The organism is Ruminococcus difficilis (assembly GCF_016680995.1).
Map to the genome: position 1 here is coordinate 68,843 of NZ_JAEQMG010000117.1, position 16,275 is coordinate 85,117.

15 protein-coding genes and 2 pseudogenes are annotated in these 16,275 nt (G+C 53.1%); 12 read left to right on the forward strand and 5 right to left on the reverse strand.

Annotated features, from left to right (window positions below):
• The first annotated feature begins 4 nt into the window (after window positions 1-4).
• The 11 genes and pseudogenes from JKK62_RS11130 (at window position 5) to groL (ending at window position 8,366) form a co-directional block, all read left to right on the forward strand.
• The gene (locus JKK62_RS11130) at window positions 5-244 is read left to right on the forward strand and encodes an RNA-binding S4 domain-containing protein (RefSeq protein WP_201427967.1); all 240 of its coding nucleotides are present in this window, start codon (window positions 5-7) and stop codon (window positions 242-244) included.
• A gap of 33 nt (window positions 245-277) precedes the next feature.
• Window positions 278-730, forward strand: coding sequence for a GNAT family N-acetyltransferase (locus JKK62_RS11135; protein ID WP_201427968.1), 453 nt, complete (start codon window positions 278-280; stop codon window positions 728-730).
• Window positions 731-959: 229 nt separating this feature from the next.
• Window positions 960-1,229: a YabP/YqfC family sporulation protein gene (locus tag JKK62_RS11140; protein ID WP_201427969.1), complete on the forward strand. Its 270-nt coding sequence runs from the start codon at window positions 960-962 to the stop codon at window positions 1,227-1,229.
• Window positions 1,229-1,438: pseudogene (yabQ, locus tag JKK62_RS17990) on the forward strand (spore cortex biosynthesis protein YabQ); the annotation flags it as partial. The gene JKK62_RS11140 and the pseudogene yabQ, both read left to right, overlap by 1 nt.
• Window positions 1,439-1,655: 217 nt before the next feature.
• Window positions 1,656-2,114 (forward strand): FtsB family cell division protein, encoded by a 459-nt coding sequence (locus JKK62_RS17545; protein WP_243411827.1) that lies wholly within the window; start codon window positions 1,656-1,658, stop codon window positions 2,112-2,114.
• Window positions 2,115-2,183: 69 nt separating this feature from the next.
• Window positions 2,184-2,672, forward strand: coding sequence for a S1 RNA-binding domain-containing protein (locus tag JKK62_RS11155; RefSeq protein WP_201427972.1), 489 nt, complete (start codon window positions 2,184-2,186; stop codon window positions 2,670-2,672).
• A gap of 22 nt (window positions 2,673-2,694) precedes the next feature.
• Complete coding sequence (gene hpf, locus JKK62_RS11160; RefSeq protein ID WP_201427973.1) at window positions 2,695-3,231, forward strand: ribosome hibernation-promoting factor, HPF/YfiA family; 537 nt, start codon at window positions 2,695-2,697, stop codon at window positions 3,229-3,231.
• A gap of 553 nt (window positions 3,232-3,784) precedes the next feature.
• On the forward strand, window positions 3,785-4,894 hold the full coding sequence (locus JKK62_RS11165; RefSeq protein ID WP_201427974.1) for a THUMP domain-containing class I SAM-dependent RNA methyltransferase: 1,110 nt from the start codon (window positions 3,785-3,787) through the stop codon (window positions 4,892-4,894).
• 135 nt (window positions 4,895-5,029) lie between these two features.
• Window positions 5,030-6,172 carry an ABC transporter substrate-binding protein gene (locus tag JKK62_RS11170; RefSeq protein WP_201427975.1) on the forward strand — a complete coding sequence of 381 codons (1,143 nt, stop codon included), beginning with the start codon at window positions 5,030-5,032 and terminating at the stop codon, window positions 6,170-6,172.
• Between the two features lie 262 nt (window positions 6,173-6,434).
• The gene (locus JKK62_RS11175) at window positions 6,435-6,719 is read left to right on the forward strand and encodes a co-chaperone GroES (protein WP_201427976.1); all 285 of its coding nucleotides are present in this window, start codon (window positions 6,435-6,437) and stop codon (window positions 6,717-6,719) included.
• Window positions 6,720-6,737: 18 nt separating this feature from the next.
• The gene (gene groL / locus JKK62_RS11180; protein WP_201427977.1) at window positions 6,738-8,366 is read left to right on the forward strand and encodes a chaperonin GroEL; all 1,629 of its coding nucleotides are present in this window, start codon (window positions 6,738-6,740) and stop codon (window positions 8,364-8,366) included.
• A gap of 442 nt (window positions 8,367-8,808) precedes the next feature.
• On the opposite strand, the gene JKK62_RS11185 is transcribed toward groL, so the two are convergent.
• The 5 genes from JKK62_RS11185 to JKK62_RS11205 all read right to left on the reverse strand — a co-directional run bounded on the left by JKK62_RS11185 (window position 8,809) and on the right by JKK62_RS11205 (window position 14,433).
• A complete protein-coding gene (locus JKK62_RS11185; protein ID WP_201427978.1) occupies window positions 8,809-9,831 on the reverse strand; it encodes an alcohol dehydrogenase catalytic domain-containing protein in 1,023 nt (340 codons plus the stop codon).
• Window positions 9,828-10,535, reverse strand: a complete 708-nt coding sequence (gene ispD / locus JKK62_RS11190; RefSeq protein WP_201427979.1) for a 2-C-methyl-D-erythritol 4-phosphate cytidylyltransferase — start codon at window positions 10,533-10,535, stop codon at window positions 9,828-9,830. Before ispD ends, JKK62_RS11185 begins: the two co-directional genes overlap by 4 nt.
• A 157-nt stretch (window positions 10,536-10,692) precedes the next feature.
• Window positions 10,693-12,414 carry a LicD family protein gene (locus tag JKK62_RS11195; RefSeq protein ID WP_201427980.1) on the reverse strand — a complete coding sequence of 574 codons (1,722 nt, stop codon included), beginning with the start codon at window positions 12,412-12,414 and terminating at the stop codon, window positions 10,693-10,695.
• A gap of 288 nt (window positions 12,415-12,702) precedes the next feature.
• A complete protein-coding gene (locus tag JKK62_RS11200; protein WP_201427981.1) occupies window positions 12,703-13,524 on the reverse strand; it encodes an ABC transporter ATP-binding protein in 822 nt (273 codons plus the stop codon).
• 12 nt (window positions 13,525-13,536) lie between these two features.
• Window positions 13,537-14,433: an ABC transporter permease gene (locus JKK62_RS11205; protein WP_201427982.1), complete on the reverse strand. Its 897-nt coding sequence runs from the start codon at window positions 14,431-14,433 to the stop codon at window positions 13,537-13,539.
• A gap of 490 nt (window positions 14,434-14,923) precedes the next feature.
• Here JKK62_RS11205 and JKK62_RS11210 point away from each other — a divergent pair.
• Window positions 14,924-15,958 (forward strand): annotated as a pseudogene (locus JKK62_RS11210) (ABC transporter ATP-binding protein); the annotation flags it as partial.
• Window positions 15,959-16,275 lie beyond the last annotated feature (317 nt).

The window sequence follows — 16,275 nt, forward strand, 5'->3', positions numbered from 1 at the left end:
CAAGATGAGATTAGATAAGTATTTGAAGGTTTCCCGCATCATCAAGCGCCGCACCGTCGCCAACGAGGTATGCGACGCGGGCAAGGCGGTCGTCAACGGCAAGGTCGCGCGTGCTTCTTATGATGTGAAGGTCGGCGACGTGGTGGAGCTGAATTTTGAATCCCGCTCCGTCAAATTCCGCGTCGACAAGGTGGTTGAGACCATCCGCAAAGAGGATGTATCCTCGATGTACACGCCTTTATAGGCTGAATCAAAACAAAGAAAGGTTGAATAGATTATGGAATCATATCGCTGTCTCACACTGCGTGAGGATCCTGCGTTAAAGGACGCCGCCGCGCAGTGGTTTCACGAAAAATGGGGTGTTCCGAAAGAAGCGTACCTCGAATGTATGGAAGAGTATCTCGGTGAACAGACGGAAAACGGCTGGTACCTGTGTCTGGACGGTGAAAAGATCATCGCGGGCTTGGGTGTGATCGAAAACGATTTTCACGATCGAAAGGATCTGTCGCCCAACGTGTGTGCCGTATATACGGAAGAGGCATACCGCGGACAGGGTATCGCCGGTCATCTGCTGAATATGGTCGTTGACGATATGAAAGCAAAGGGGATCAGTCCGCTGTATCTGGTGACGGATCACACCGGCTTTTATGAGCGCTACGGCTGGGAGTATCTCTGCATGGTGCAGGGTGATGGCGAGCCGGACATGACGCGGATGTATATCCACCGCTGAACATCTCAAACGCATATTTGAAGAAAAACCCTCATATTATCTACAGATAATACTGTTTTCAAATAAAACGGATTAATCAGATGTTGACGAATAATTCCGTAGAACGAGGCGGACGACGCAGGCATACTGACGTATGTCAAGGAGTCCAACAAAGTTATACGGAATTAGGCACAACAGATGCTAAGCTGTTTTATTCGAAAATAGTATAAGATAATATGGGGGATTTGTTATGCCTGAAAATACGATGAAAAAGCCGCATATCCTGACGCTGGATAACCGCAAGCTGCTTACGCTCAGCGGGGTAGAGGATGTGTCCGGGTTCGATGAACAGACCATCAACGTCAAATTGAGCGACGCGACCTTGGTCGTCAAGGGCACGGGACTGCATATCAGCAAGCTGAGTCTCGAGAGCGGCGATGTGGTGATCGACGGGCTGATCACCTCTCTGCAATATCTGGGCGCGTCCAACGGATCACTGCGCTCGCGGCTGTTCCGCTGATGGGGATCTCGCTTTCCGCCCAGACCGCCTACTTTTTGTGGTCACTGGTGCTGGGTGCGGCACTCGGCGTGCTGTATGATGTGATCCGCGCCGCGCGTATGGTATTGCGCGCGGGAAAAATCCATGTGCTGATCTCCGACATTGTATTCTTCGCGGTGTGCGGCGTGATCACCTCGCTGTTTTCACTGCCGTTCAACAAGGGAGATGTGCGTGCGTTCATCCTGTTCGGTGAGGCGGTCGGATTCTTAGCGTATCGCCTTACGTTGGGCAGCGTTATGGGTAAGGTGTACGCATTTTCGGCAAAGAAGATACGTAGTTTTGTACAAAAAATACGAAAAATTTTACAAATTTTTTTCAATTACCTATTGAAGTCCATAGCCTATCTGTTGTATAATGTAGGTGTAATAATAGATAAGTTGCATCGATATGCGGCTGAGAAAAAACAAAACCATCGTGCCGAAAGGTCAAAACGACAACGTCGGCGCTACAATAAGGATAAATATCATGAGCAAAAAAGAAACAAAAAAACCGCATACCGCGTCAAAGCGAAAACGCGACAGCGCAGAAGAGCCGCAGAGCGAGGGTAGAAGACTTCTGTCCCGCCCTGTGATCGTCGTGATCTCTTTGGTTGCGGTAGCGTTTTTGGTTTACTCCATGGTATCGATCATCGGCATCCGCTCCCAGATCCGCGAACGTCAGGCGGAGCTGGCTGAGCTCAAGGAGCAGATCACGGTACAGGAGATCAAAAACGAGGATATCCAAAAATTGTATAATTCCACCGGCACGGATTCTGACTTTTCCGCTTTGGCGGAGCAGATCGCCCGCGATGATCTTGATTATATCAAAGAGGGCGAGCGTGTATTTGTCAACGTAGCCGGTGACTGAGTATTTTACATCACCACAACAAGGCTGAGGGGCCTTGGCACAGTAAAGAGTTAAGGGGAAAACAACTGAATGGCATTGAGTGTAGGCGAAATCGTAAACGGGAAGGTAACAGGCATCACTAACTTCGGCGCGTTTGTCGAGACCGAAGATGGTTCTCGCGGGATGATCCATATCTCTGAGATATCCCGCTCCTATATCGAGGACATCAAATCCGTCCTCAAGATCGGACAGGCTGTGACGGTCAAGGTGATTTCCGTCGCCGATGACGGCAAGGTCGCGCTGTCGATGAAACAGCTGGAAAAAGCTGACGCAAGCAAAAAGCCCGCGGCGAAAGGCAAGCCGCGTACGCGTGAACCCCAAAAGCAGAGAAAGAAATATGAGCCCGCGCCTCCGGTCACCTCTCCGGGCGACTTTGAGTGGCAGAGCTCTTCGTCGGGCGGATCCTTCGAGGACATGATGAGCAAGTTCAAGCGCACCTCCGAGGATAAGATGTCCGACCTTAAACGTGGCGAGAGCCGCGGCTATTCCCGACGCGGGAACGGCGGCGGTCGTAAATAAATTATTGCTGGGAGGCATTATTATGAAGATTACCTACACCGAACGCAAGTGTAATCTTAGGGACAACTTCAAACAGAGAGTCGAGAAGAAGCTTTCAAAATTTGACAAGATCTTCTCCGATGAGGCTCAGGCGTTTGTGGTCGCCACCGTTGACAAAAACTCTCAGACCGTTGAGATCACGATCCGTGATAAATCGATGGTTTACAGAGCTGAAAAGACAATGCCTGAGATGAATGACGCTGTAGATAAGTGTATCGACGTCCTCGGTCGTCAGTTGAGAAAGAATAAGTCGAAGCTGGAGAAACGCCTCAGAAAAGGCTCTCTCGAGGAGCTGGTCGCTCCCGCGGAAGAGCCGGAGATCGAGGAAGAGGAGTACACCATCGTCCGCACCAAGGAGATCCCCGTCAAGCCGATCTCTGTGGATGAGGCGATCCTGCAGATGAACATGGTCGGTCACAAGTTCTATATGTTCACTAACGCGGATACCAACGAGGTCAACGTCGTCTATCTGCGTGATGACGGCAAATACGGCCTGCTGGTTCCGACATCCGGCGAGTAAACGGTATTGTCGATGCAAGGCTGTGAGACTGCGTTTTCATTGCCGTGGCATTCTCAATTATCGCGGGATCAGAACGAGAACGTCTGATCTTAACTGATCGAAAGACAGGGGAGAAGCTCCGTTAGATTCTTCCCTTGTACGAGCGGACAGCGTTTCTGCTGTCCGCTTTCGTTATATAACGTTTATCGTAGGGGAGGGGCTTGCTCCTCCCGCAACCTTTCCGATAAATGGATGGAATATGCGAAGCAGATCAACTACTCCGTAGGGTACGGCATTTATGACGTACCGAGGATGACGGACGATTCATTGATCGAAAGCAAAAGATAGGATCGAAACGTTTCTGTCATGCGGACGAGCATTGCTCGTCCCTACGGAAATGCTTCGTATCCTCGATCGTTAGGATTTGTTACCTAACGTTCCGCTGCGGTACGGCATTTGGATACGTGTGTCCGCCGTACCCTACGATTTCATCGAACCCACGCCCTACAAGATTCTTCGTTGCCGAAAGGCAGTTTCCGTGTTATAATGGACTTGATAAGAGGAGGATGATGCTATGCAGTTTGTCGCGCCCTGTCTGCTGGGGCTGGAAGGGCTTGCCGCCAACGATCTGAAATTCAAAGGAATATCCGACGTCCGTGCCGAAAACGGCAAGGTGCTGTTTTCGGGCGATGAAAGCACCCTGGTGCGCGCCAATCTCTGCTCGAGCCTTTGCGCGAGGGTGTTCATCCTGATGGCTGAGTTTGACGCGCGGGATTTTGATACCCTTTTTGAGGGGGTCAAGGCGGCTGATTGGAGCCGCTATATCGGCGAGCGCGACGCGTTCCCCGTCAAGGGCAGCAGCCTGAGCTCGGAGCTCAACTCCATCCCCGCCTGCCAGAAGATCATCAAAAAGGCGGTCGTCGAAAAGCTCAAGGAGCGCTATCACACCTCGTGGTTCGAGGAGGACGGCGGCGTGCATCAGATCCAGTTCCGCATCTTCAAGAACCGTGTCAGCGTCTATCTCGACACGACCGGCGCGGCGCTGAACAAACGCGGCTACCGCGCTTTGTCGAATGACGCGCCGATGAAGGAGACCCTCGCCGCCGCGATGGTCGAGCTCGCCCGCGTGCGAAAGGATCATATCGTGGTCGATCCGTTCTGCGGCAGCGGTACGATCGTCATCGAAGCCGCCCGCAAAGCGCTGAACATCATGCCGGGCGTCGACCGTGAATTTGCCTTTGAGGCGTGGTCCCAGATCGATCCCGCCGTCATCGAAAGCGAGCGTCAGCGTGCGCGCGAGGAAGAACGCGATGACGCGGCGTTCATGGGCTACGGATATGATATCGACGACGCTTCTCTGGAGCTGGCGCGGCATAATGCGGAGCTTGGGAGAGTCAGCGACAGGATCCGCTTTGAGAAGCGTGATTTCCGTGATTATACCGACAGCTTTGAGCGGGTGAGCGTGATCACCAACCCGCCCTACGGTGAGCGGCTGCTCGATATCGAACAGGCGCGCGATCTGTATAGGGCGATGGGGGAGAAGTTCAGCCAAAAGCCGTTCCATTCCTATACGATCATCTCTCCGGACGATAGGTTCGAGCAGCTCTTCGGCAGAGTCGCCGATAAGCGTCGCAAGCTCTATAACGGCACGCTGAAATGTCAGGTGTATCAATATTACAAATAATTCTATATTAGAAATATAATCCGTGAATTTGACTTTTATTTGAGAATACGGTATAATAAACAGAATAGTTAAGCACTTTTACCGCGGCGATTTTGCCGCCATACAATCTTTTCAGATTCGTATAAGGAGGCTTGCATGAAGAAACGTATTCCTATTGTTTTGCTGAGTATCTTATTGGTTATTGTGATCGCGGGCGTTGCTTTCCTCGCTGTCAGAATGGCTGTTAAGAGCAAGAACGAAAAAGATAACAGTATATCGACCAATGATTCCGTTGTGTCCGGCGCTCAGGTCGCCGAAACGATCTACAGTGATCATTACAAGGTCGGCATCGTCCAGACAGGTCTGGGCAGCGCCAGTAAGGATTGCTACAGCGGCTTTATGCTCGAGATGGATGAGCGCAACCTGCTGGGCAATATCGAGGTCACCTATGTCGTAGAGGATAACGAGGAAGTCTGCCGCACCAAGATCAAGGAGCTGCTCGACGGCGGCTGTGATCTGCTGTATACCATCGGACGCTTTGCCTCCGAGACCGCGGCTGAGCTGACGAAGGATAAGCCCGTCGTGTTCGCGGCTGTCAACAGCCCCGACGTGATCGGACTGGTCGACAGCAACGAGGTGCCCGGCGGTAACGTCACCGGTGTGTCGAGCTACACGCCCTGCTTTGAGCAGATCGACCTGATCAAAACGCTGATGCCGAAGGCAAAGACCGTTGCCTCGCTGTACAGCGGTACCGATCCCGACGCGGTCGAACAGGGTATCGTCGCCGCGCGTGAGGCGGAGAACATCGGCTTGACCTGTACACAGTACACGATCGATGACAAGGATTCGCTCGACAGCGCTCTGGATAAGATCAAGGAAGCCAAAACCGAGACCATCTATGTTCCGGTCGACAAGTTCCTATACGCGAATATCGATACGCTCATCACCTTCTCCCATGAGAACAAGATCCCCATTTTCTGCGGTGATGAAACGATCCTCGCGCAGGGCGCGCTGGCTACCAGTGTGATCAGTTATGAGTCCATCGGCAGAAAGGCAGCCGACATGGTACATGACATCCTGTTTGAGCATGTCAAGACATCCACCCTGCCTGTCGCGTATAAGCACGACTGCACCAATATGGTGAACGCTGAGATCAGGGATAAGCTCGGCATCGAGATCCCGGCTACCGCGCTCGGTGAGGTCGAGATGTGGACTAAGCCTACCGAGCCGCCTGCTGAGACAAAGCCGGCTCCCGCCGCCACAAAGGCGGATGAGGCTGCCGAATCAAAAGCAGAATAACGAAGAACACGACACCGTCTGTTGATCAGGCGGTGTTTTTGTCATTGCGGGGAGCCGGTCAAGCCAAAGAAGCGGCGATCTCAACCGAATTATTAACTTTTTATGAAATCGCAAAAACCCCCTTGATTTTTTCCTATTTATGGTTTACAATAGATTTAGCACTCGGGGATAAAGAGTGCTAAACAACCGATGTTCGGTTGCGCTTGCAGAAGTCATAAAGACTTTGCAACAACTTTTTGTATTCATTGAAGGAGGAATAGATATGACCATCAAACCCTTACTCGATAAGGTAGTTCTCAAGCTCGACGACGCGGAGGAGACCACTGCTTCCGGCATCGTTCTGTCCACTGCCGCTCAGGAGAAGCCCCAGTTCGCGAATGTTGTCGCGGTAGGCCCCGGCGGTGTTGTCGACGGCAACGAGGTCAAGATGACCATCAAGGTAGGCGACAAGGTGATCGCTTCCAAGTACGCCGGCACCGACGTCAAGGTCGACGGCGAGGATTACACCATCGTTCGCCAGAGCGACATTCTCGCTATTGTAGAATAATTGGGAGGTAAATGAATTATGGCTAAACAAATCGTATACGGTGAGGACGCCCGCAAGGCGCTCCAGTCCGGTATCGACCAGCTCGCCGATACCGTCAAGATCACATTAGGTCCCAAGGGCCGCAACGTTGTATTGGATAAAAAATTCGGCGCTCCGCTCATCACCAACGACGGCGTGACTATCGCCAAGGAGATCGAGCTCGAGGACGCGTTTGAGAATATGGGCGCACAGCTCGTCAAGGAAGTTTCCGTCAAGACCAACGATGTAGCGGGCGACGGTACCACCACCGCGACCCTGCTCGCTCAGGCACTCGTCAACGAGGGCATGAAGAATGTTGCCGCGGGCGCGAACCCCATGGTGCTCAAGAAGGGCATCAGCATGGCGGTCGATGAGGCTGTCAAGGCGATCACCGAGAACTCCAAGGCGATCTCCGGCACCGATGATATCGCGCGTGTCGCCACCATTTCTTCCGCGGATGAATACATCGGCAAGCTGATCGCCGAGGCGATGGAGAAGGTCTCCACCGACGGCGTTATCACGGTTGAAGAGAGCAAGACCGCCGAGACCTATTCCGAGGTCGTCGAGGGTATGATGTTCGACCGCGGTTATATCGCTCCCTACATGGTCACCGACACCGACAAGATGGTCGCTGAGATCGACGACGCGCTCATCCTGATCACCGATAAGAAGATCTCCAATACACAGGAGATCCTGCCCCTGCTCGAGCAGATCGTGCAGTCCGGCAGAAAGCTCGTTATCATCGCTGAGGATGTTGAGGGCGAGGCGCTCACTACGCTGGTACTCAACAAGCTGCGCGGCACCTTCACCGCGGTCGCTGTCAAGGCGCCCGGCTTCGGCGACAGACGCAAGGAAATGCTGCAGGATATCGCAATCCTGACCGGCGGTACCGTCATCACCTCTGACCTCGGTCTGGAGCTCAAGGACGCTACTATTGACCAGCTCGGTCGTGCGCGTCAGGTCAAGATCACCAAGGAAGATACCATCATCGTTGACGGTCAGGGCGACCAGAACGAAATCAAGAACCGTGTCAACCAGATCCGTCAGCAGATCGAGAATACCACCTCTGACTTTGATCGTGAGAAGCTGCAGGAGCGTCTGGCGAAGCTCGCAGGCGGCGTAGCGGTCATCAAGGTCGGCGCTTCTACCGAGATCGAGATGAAAGAAAAGAAGATGCGCATCGAGGATGCTCTCTCCGCTACCAAGGCGGCTGTTGAGGAAGGCATCGTTGCGGGCGGCGGCGTAGCGCTGATCAACGCGATCCCCGCTGTCGCAAAGCTGCTCGACACCACCACAGGCGACACCAAGACCGGTGTGCAGATCGTTCTGCGCGCGCTCGAGGCGCCGATCAAGCAGATCGCGAAGAACGCGGGTCTGGAAGGCTCCGTTATCGTTGAGAACATCCGCCGCGAGGATAAGGTTGGCTACGGCTTTAACGCGCTGGAAGAGGAGTACACCGACATGATCTCCGCCGGTATCGTTGATCCGACCAAGGTCACTCGTTCTGCTTTGCAGAACGCGGCTTCCGTCGCTTCGATGGTTCTGACCACCGAAAGCCTTGTCGCGGACATCAAGGAGCCGGCTCCCGCCGCAGCTCCCGCGGCACCCGACATGGGCGGCATGTATTGATCGAATATGATATAAAAAAGCTCACTGTGAACGGTTTGTTCATAGTGAGCTTTTGTTATTTGCGTAGGGGAGGGGCTTGGACACGCGTGTCCGATGGCCCACAAGGGTATGTAGGGAAGGAGCAAGCCCCTCCCGAAAAGTTTGGTGAAACGACTATATGTATGGCAGGTGGTTTCTCTGTAGGGTACGGCATTTATGACGTACCGAGAATGACGGGCGTTATATTGATCAAAAAACATTAGATAGGAAATATACGTTTCAGATATGTGGTACGTCGCAAGCGCCGTACCCTACTCGACATGATTCTGTGCTTTTATGATTGATTTGATAAACCCTCAGTCAGCTTTGCTGACAGCCCTCCTCAGCGGAGGCAGCAGACCCTTTTGTCCGCTTTGCGGACATTTCCCCTAACAGGGGAATCTCCTTAGGAAAGGGAGCCTTTTTATATATTCCAGTGCATAATAGTCTTGCCGAACGCCTTTTTGATATCGACCTCGAACGCCTCTTTGATATCGGCGTATTTGTTGATCTCCACGATATTGCCGACCAGACGGCTCAGGTGGATCGGGATCTCGGGGTATTCGCGGTACAGCTCGACCGTGCGCTGAAAATCGATCCTGCCCGATCGGCTGGTGCCGAAGAGCCGCAGACCCTTTTCGAGGATCATGCGCGTATTGATCGGCACGGGATATTCGCTTACGCCGAGGATCGAGATCGTGCCCTCGGGGCGGATGACGCCGATGATCTGCTCGATCGCGATGGGAGAACCGTTGCCGCCGACACATTCAAAGGCATGGTCAAGCGCCAGTCCCTCGGGGATATCGGTGGTCAGGTGGGTACCGTCGGCAAAGGAAAAGTCAGAGAGCTTCTCGCGGTTGATGCCGAACACGTGGATCTCGCTGTGCGGGAGCATCTTTTTGAGCAGGAGTGAGGTGATATAGGCGAGGTTGCCGTCACCCCACACACCGACGATCTCGCGGCGGTTATGAGCGACCGACTTGAAGCGCGTGATCGCGTGTACGCTGACAGATACCAGCTCGGTGAACGCGGCGACGTCCAAATCGACGCTCTCGGGGAGCTTGACCAGACGGTCGGGGGTGAGCTGATAGTATTCCTGCATGAAGCCGTCGGAGGAGCTGCCGCAGAATTTGCTCGATCTGAGGTAGTTTTCGGCGATTACCTCGTCCTCTTCGCAGGGGATATTAGGCACCATGACGACGCGGTCGCCCGGCTGAAAGCTGTCGGTGCTGTCATAGACGACCTGACCGATCCCTTCGTGGATCAGCGCCATGGGCAATTTTTCTTTGAGCACCTTGATGTCGCGCGTGCCCTGATAGTAGCGCTGGTCGGCGTTACAGATCGAGAGGTGGGTCGGGCGTACGATCACGCCCTGTGTGACGTCAAGGTCGCTGAACGCGATTTCAAATCTGCGCGGTGCGCACAGGCGGTATACTGTGTTGATCATTCTGTTTCCTCATCTAAAAGAGACCGTGCGATCTTCAAATCATAGGGATAGGTGATCTTGATGTTGAACGTCTCGCCCTGTACCAATTTGACTTTGATGCCCTTCATGACGAGGATCTTCGCCGCGTCGGTGAGGATCTCTTTCTCGTCGTCGGTCAGGCTGTTGTAGGAGTCGCGCAACAGCTTCGCCTTGAAGCTCTGGGGCGTCTGACCCTGATACATCCTGCGGCGGTCGGGGATCGCGGTGATCGCGTCGCCGTCGCCCTCTACGATGGTGTCGGTGGCGGGGATGACGGTGTCGCACGCGCCGCAGCTGAGAGCTGTTTTTATATTCTCATCGATGATCCTATGCGTGACGAACGGTCGCACACTGTCGTGGGTGACGATCACGGTATCATCGTCAAGACCGTATTCCCTGTCGATATAGTTGATCGCGTTCATGATGGTCTCGTTGCGGGTCGCGCCGCCCTCTATGACCGCGATCTTGTCGTTTTTGCCGGTATGCTTGCGGACAAGCTCCTTGGTGTGGCCGATCCACGCCTTGGGGGAGAGGACGATGATCTTCTCAAACTGCGGGTTCGGCAGGAATTTTTCGATGGTGTGATTGAGGATGGGCTTGCCCTTGATCTCCAAGAACTGCTTGGGCATATCGGTGGAGCCCATGCGCGAGCCTGTACCGCCCGCCAAGATAACTGCGAATATCATAATGTATCCTCCTTTATTTGCCTCCCTTTTCTAAGGGAGGTGCCCGAAGGGCGGAGGGTTGCCGAACAGAGCTAATCTTCATAAATGAGATATATCAACTCACGTTTCAACCCTCAGTCGCTTTGCGACAGCTCCCTTAGGAAAGGGAGCCTATTATTTATTTCAATTCTCCCATATAATCGAACCGCGGCTCGGCGTCTTCCTGTATATGCGTGCCCAGATCCAGCCGATAATAATCGTGGAAGGGGTTTTGCTGACTCAGCGGGAGCATCTCCATGTAGTTGTCCGTATACCACGCTTTGAGGAAGTCCTTGTACCCGACCGGGATGAAGGTGTCTACATCATCAAAGCGGTAGGGGATGACCTCGCTGAAGGTCTCGACGGGGAAAGTGCCGCGGTATTTGTGATCGGATGAGGCGGGCATGACCCAGCCCGTGTCATTGTGCTCGTATTTGCGCACCGCCTTTTCATAGGAGCGCGAGTAGCTGTCCATGCTTCTCAGCCGCAGGAAGGGCAGCAGGAGCTTACTGAGCAGATATGCCTTGCCTTTCCTCGCGGTATTCTTCCAGCGCACGTTCATGATCATGCGGCGGCGCATCAGACCCTTCCAGAAGCGGTAAGCCGCCTTCGGGTCGGCAGGGACATTGTCGACAACAAAGATGTCGATCGAGATGCCCTTGTGCATTTCGTAGTCGTCGGAATATTTGGAGGCAAAGTAGGTGTCCTTCGCCGTGAGCCTGTCAAAAAAGTAGTGATAGCCGTTGTTGTTCACATGGCTTTCATAGCTGAAATGCTCGTTTAATTCTTTTGGAGCAATTTGACGGAACTTTTCAAACTCACTGCGCAGCATGGCGACGTCCACATCGTCATCCCACGGGATGAATCCGCCGTGGCGCACCGCGCCGAGCATAGTGCCATAGCTGATGAAATATTTGATGTCATGCTTGCGGCAGATGCGGTCGATCTCACGCAGCATGTCTTTTTCGATAACGCGCAGAGTGTTCAGCTTGCCGCTGTAGCCGTCATGGATGCGGTCGGTCTGGATGCTGAAGCGCTCCAGATGATGCAGCAGGGTGTAGCGCAGGGCGTCGGAGAAATCGCAGACGTTCTCATAGCCCAGTGAGCGGAGCTTGCCGTTGGAGAGCGCGCCGTAGATCGGCTCGGATGGTTCTCCGGTGACGGTCAGCTTTACCCCGTGACGCGCGAGCATGCTGTAGATCTCGCTCATCAGCTGATACTCGCTGAGGTAGAAGGACGATGCGTTATAGACGTTGCCCGCCTTGCCGTAGCGGCTGACGGTGAACACCGCGTCGATCGCGTCGGAGATGTACAGGGCGGAGGCGTAGCGGTTCGCCATCGACTGCGTGAGACGGATGGTGTTGTTTTCCTGCGCTTCACGGGAGATCGCGGCGAGGTTGAAGCAGTCGAATTCACCGCCGAAAATTCTGTCAAGGAAAATTGCGCGGACATTCCGATGACCGCTGAGCTGTTTTCTCAGCGGATCGAGCACATCGCCCATCGCGGTGAACAGCTCCATCTCGGCGTATTTCTGGATGACGGAATTCTGTTTAATATTCGGTAAAAGAATAATACAAAGGAACTCCGCTTGTTGTTGTTCCGCCGACCGGATGGCGGCGTCAAGCTCATCCGCGCTGTAATTCTCCGCCTCAATGACATACCATAAACGCGAAAAATTCCCCTGTACGTTCGTAACAGAGGAAAACAGAGGTACTTCACCGCCCAGAGCTTCGGTTGTCTTGCTGAGATAATGTGCGACAGGGTGAGAGCCGACGATACAAACGCCGTCCTGATACAGCCCTTTGCGCTCGATGTACGCCGCGCTCATGGTTATCTCGTTTTTGATTACACTGTCGATCATAGCAGCCTCGAAAGATAGAAAGTATGATAAATAATAGGGTATGGCGCATAAGATGCCGTTCAAATGCGAAGCAAATCAAATCTCGACGTAGGGACGAGCAATGCTCGTCCGTGTGGTAGAAGAGTTGTATTCCTATCTAAGGTTTTCGATAAACAGAAACGCCCGTCATTCTACGGATGGTCGATGACCATCCCTACGGAAAATGGATTTGCTCTGCGGTGGGTGGCGTTTGGTGGAAATGTTACGGCGGGAGCACAGCCCCCGCCCTACAAATGTTGTGCTAATGCTTTATTTTGTTTCAGCCTTTTTCTCTGCTTCTTTTGCCGCGGCAGCCTTTTTCGCGGCGTCCTTCTTTTTCTTCTCGGCGGCTTTCTTCTTCTTTTCTTCTTCCTTTACCTTGGTGTACATGGCATACGCTTCTTTGACGTTGCCGTCATACATCAGCTCGCCCTTTTTCAGATACAGCGCGCGGTCACAGATCTCGGTGACCGACTCGGGGTTATGGCTGACGTAGAGCACCGTGGTCCCACTCTCGATGATATCGTTGATCTTGTCCTTACACTTGCGCTTGAAGCTCGCGTCACCGACAGACAACGCCTCGTCGACGACGAGGATGTCGGGGTCGATGTTGACGTTGATCGCAAAGCCCAGACGCATTTTCATACCGCTGGAGTAGGTACGGACAGGCTGATCGATATAGTCGCCCAGCTGAGCGAATTCGATGATCCTCTCCTCGATCTCGCGGATATACGCGTCCTTCAAACCGAGGATGTAGCCTTTGAGGTAGATATTCTCTCTGCCGGTCATTTCGGTGGAGAAGCCCGCGGTCAGCTCGAGCAGCGCCGCGACCTTACCGTTGACCTGTACCTCGCCCTCACTGGGGAAGGCAACGCCGGTGATCATCTTGAGGATGGTGGATTTGCCCGCGCCGTTATCGCCGATGATACCGATACTCTCGCCGCGCCTGACGTCGAAGGTGACGTTCTTGAGCGCTTTGTTGATCTTGGCGTTGCGGGGCTTGAAGAACAGGGCGCGAAAACGCTCCTGATCGTTTTTATATAAGGTATATTCCTTGGATACGTTCTTGAAAGAGATAATCGCTTCTGACATGCTTATCCCTCCTTACAGTACGTCGGGCAGTCTCTTGCGCAGGCGGTTGTAGTTGAAGATACCCAGCGCAAAGACGAGCAGCAGCTCGGCAAGAAAAACAAACAGCTCGGTTTTATAATCCCAGAACCAGCGGTGATAGAGGAAGCAGTTGCGGTAGCCGTTGGCGAAGAAGTTGATCGGATTGAGCAGCATCGCGTGACGGATAAAGTCAGAGGGCAGCTCCTTGCCGACCAGCAGGTAGGAGTCGTAGATGATACCCGACAGCCAGAAGATACCGGACATGACGGATACGATCATGTTCTCAAAGTCGCGGGAGAACGCCGACATCGGCGCCGTCGACCATGACAGCACGAGGAAGAAAATAAACATCAGCGGCATATAGAAGAGGATCTGCAGATTATAGATGCTCGGGGTGATGCCGCCCGTGACCGCTTCTTCCATGCCGGGGATCTTGTAGGTGCCGCCGATGAAGGTGATGTACAGGTACATCAAGCCCAAAAGGAAGATGTGGACATAGAGTCTCGCGACCGAGGTGTAGGTCATGATGGTGGATACGGGGAAGCTGACCTTGTTGACGAACTGGCGGTTCTCACGGATGGACTTCGCGCCCTGGACGATACTTTCATTGATGAAGAACCAGGGGATGAAGCCGATCAGCATGAACAGGAAACGGCTGTACTCAAAGGTACCGCCCGCCTTGCCCAGCTCGGGGAAGATGACCTTGACGTTACCGGCGCTTTTGAGACCGACCTCAAACGCGAACCAGTACACAAACAGGGTGAACAGGGGCTTTACCACCGACCAGAGGGGTCCGATGACCGCGCCCTTGTATTTTTTGATGAGCTCATTTTTGGCGAGCAGCATGATCTGCTTGCCGAAGCCCTGATGTTCTTTAAAGATCTGGAACATTATCATTCTCCTTTGCCTATGTAAAAAGACATTTGGATAAAGGCAGAATATGCCATTTCTTGGACTTACATAGTCATCTTTATTATAGCTGATTCCCCCGAAAAGTCAATATAGCATGATTCTATATATCTGAGAAAAAAAGTCGATTATTTTAGTCAATTTTTCACGGAGATTTGTTGACAAAGCGCGGTCAGACATATATAATGGTTTACTGTATGTTTATGCTGTTATAATGCAGTAAAGCGTAAAAGCGGTAGAGCTGACGAGAGCGTTTTTTGATCGGTGTCATTGCGAGGGAGCTTGCGACCGTGGCAATCCCACAAAGTCGCGCAGCATCCTTTCCTTTGCGCCAAACATCATCTGTTACCGGGAGATTGCCACAGCCTGCACCTTCGGTGCACCTTACGGCTTCGGGCTTCGCAATGAAAGGTATCGGAGGAGAAGATCGGAAAAACCGCCGCGGCGGTTCTAAACCAAGGAGGTTAGATAGTTGAAGCAAAATTCTGTCGTATCCTTGAAGGATATCAATTTCAAGTATTCCAATGAGGTGATATTGAACAATATCAGCCTCGACATCTATGACAAGGAGTTCATTACCCTACTCGGACCGTCCGGCTGCGGTAAGACGACCACCCTGCGCATCATCGCGGGCTTTGAAACGCCCCAGAGCGGTGAGGTGTATTTTGAGGGTGATAAGGTCAACGATGTCCCGCCCCATAAGCGCAGTGTCAACACCGTGTTCCAGAAATACGCGCTGTTCCCGCATCTGAACGTGTATGACAACGTCGCTTTTGGCTTAAAACTCAAGAAAATGCCGAAATCCGAGATCGAGAAAACGGTGAAGCATATGCTCGCTGTGGTCGACCTCAAGGGCTATGAGAAGCGCCCTGTCCGATCGCTCTCGGGCGGTCAGCAGCAGCGTGTCGCGATCGCGCGCGCTCTGGTGTGCGACCCCAAGGTCGTCCTGTTGGACGAGCCGCTCGGCGCACTTGACTTGAAACTGAGAAAGGATATGCAGATCGAGCTCAAACAGCTTCAGCAAAAAACCCAAAAGACCTTTGTTTACGTCACCCATGATCAGGAAGAAGCGCTGACCATGAGCGATCGTGTCTGCGTGATGAACAACGGCGTGATCGCCCAGGTCGGCACGCCTGAGGACATCTATAATGAGCCCGCCAACGCCTTTGTCGCCGACTTTATCGGTGAGGCGAATATCATCAACGGCATCATGCTCGAGGACTGCAAGGTTCGTCTGCTCGGCGTCGACCTCGACTGCGTGGACAAGGGCTTTGAGAAGAACCAGCCCGTGGACGTTGTTATCCGTCCCGAGGACGTCGAGGTAACAGCGCCCGATCAGGCAAAGCTCAACGGCGTTGTCGAGAACGTCATCTTCAAGGGCGTACACTTCGAGATCAGCGTCAAGTGCAACAACTGCCTGTGGCTGATCCACTCCACCGTCGCGCAGAAGGTGGGGGATACGATCGGTATGCGTATCGATCCGTACAACATCCATATCATGGAGAAGATGTTCCTCAACCCCACGAATGATATCATTACGGATGTTTATTATTCCGATAAAGAAAATAATACCACTACCATCCTCCTCGAAGGCGTTGAGGTCACCATCCCCGACGCCTACTTTGAGGAAGGAAAGAAGATCAAGATCGTCCTGCCGCCCGAGGCGCTGTATATCGCGGGCGACGGCGTAGGTCATCTTGACGAGGTCTATATCGAGTCGGTCATCTGGAAGGGTGAGCACAACGAGATCATCCTCGAGTCCGACGAGCGCAAGTGGATCATGCAGAGCGATATCGACGAGCAGGTCGCCACCTATGTGCCGCT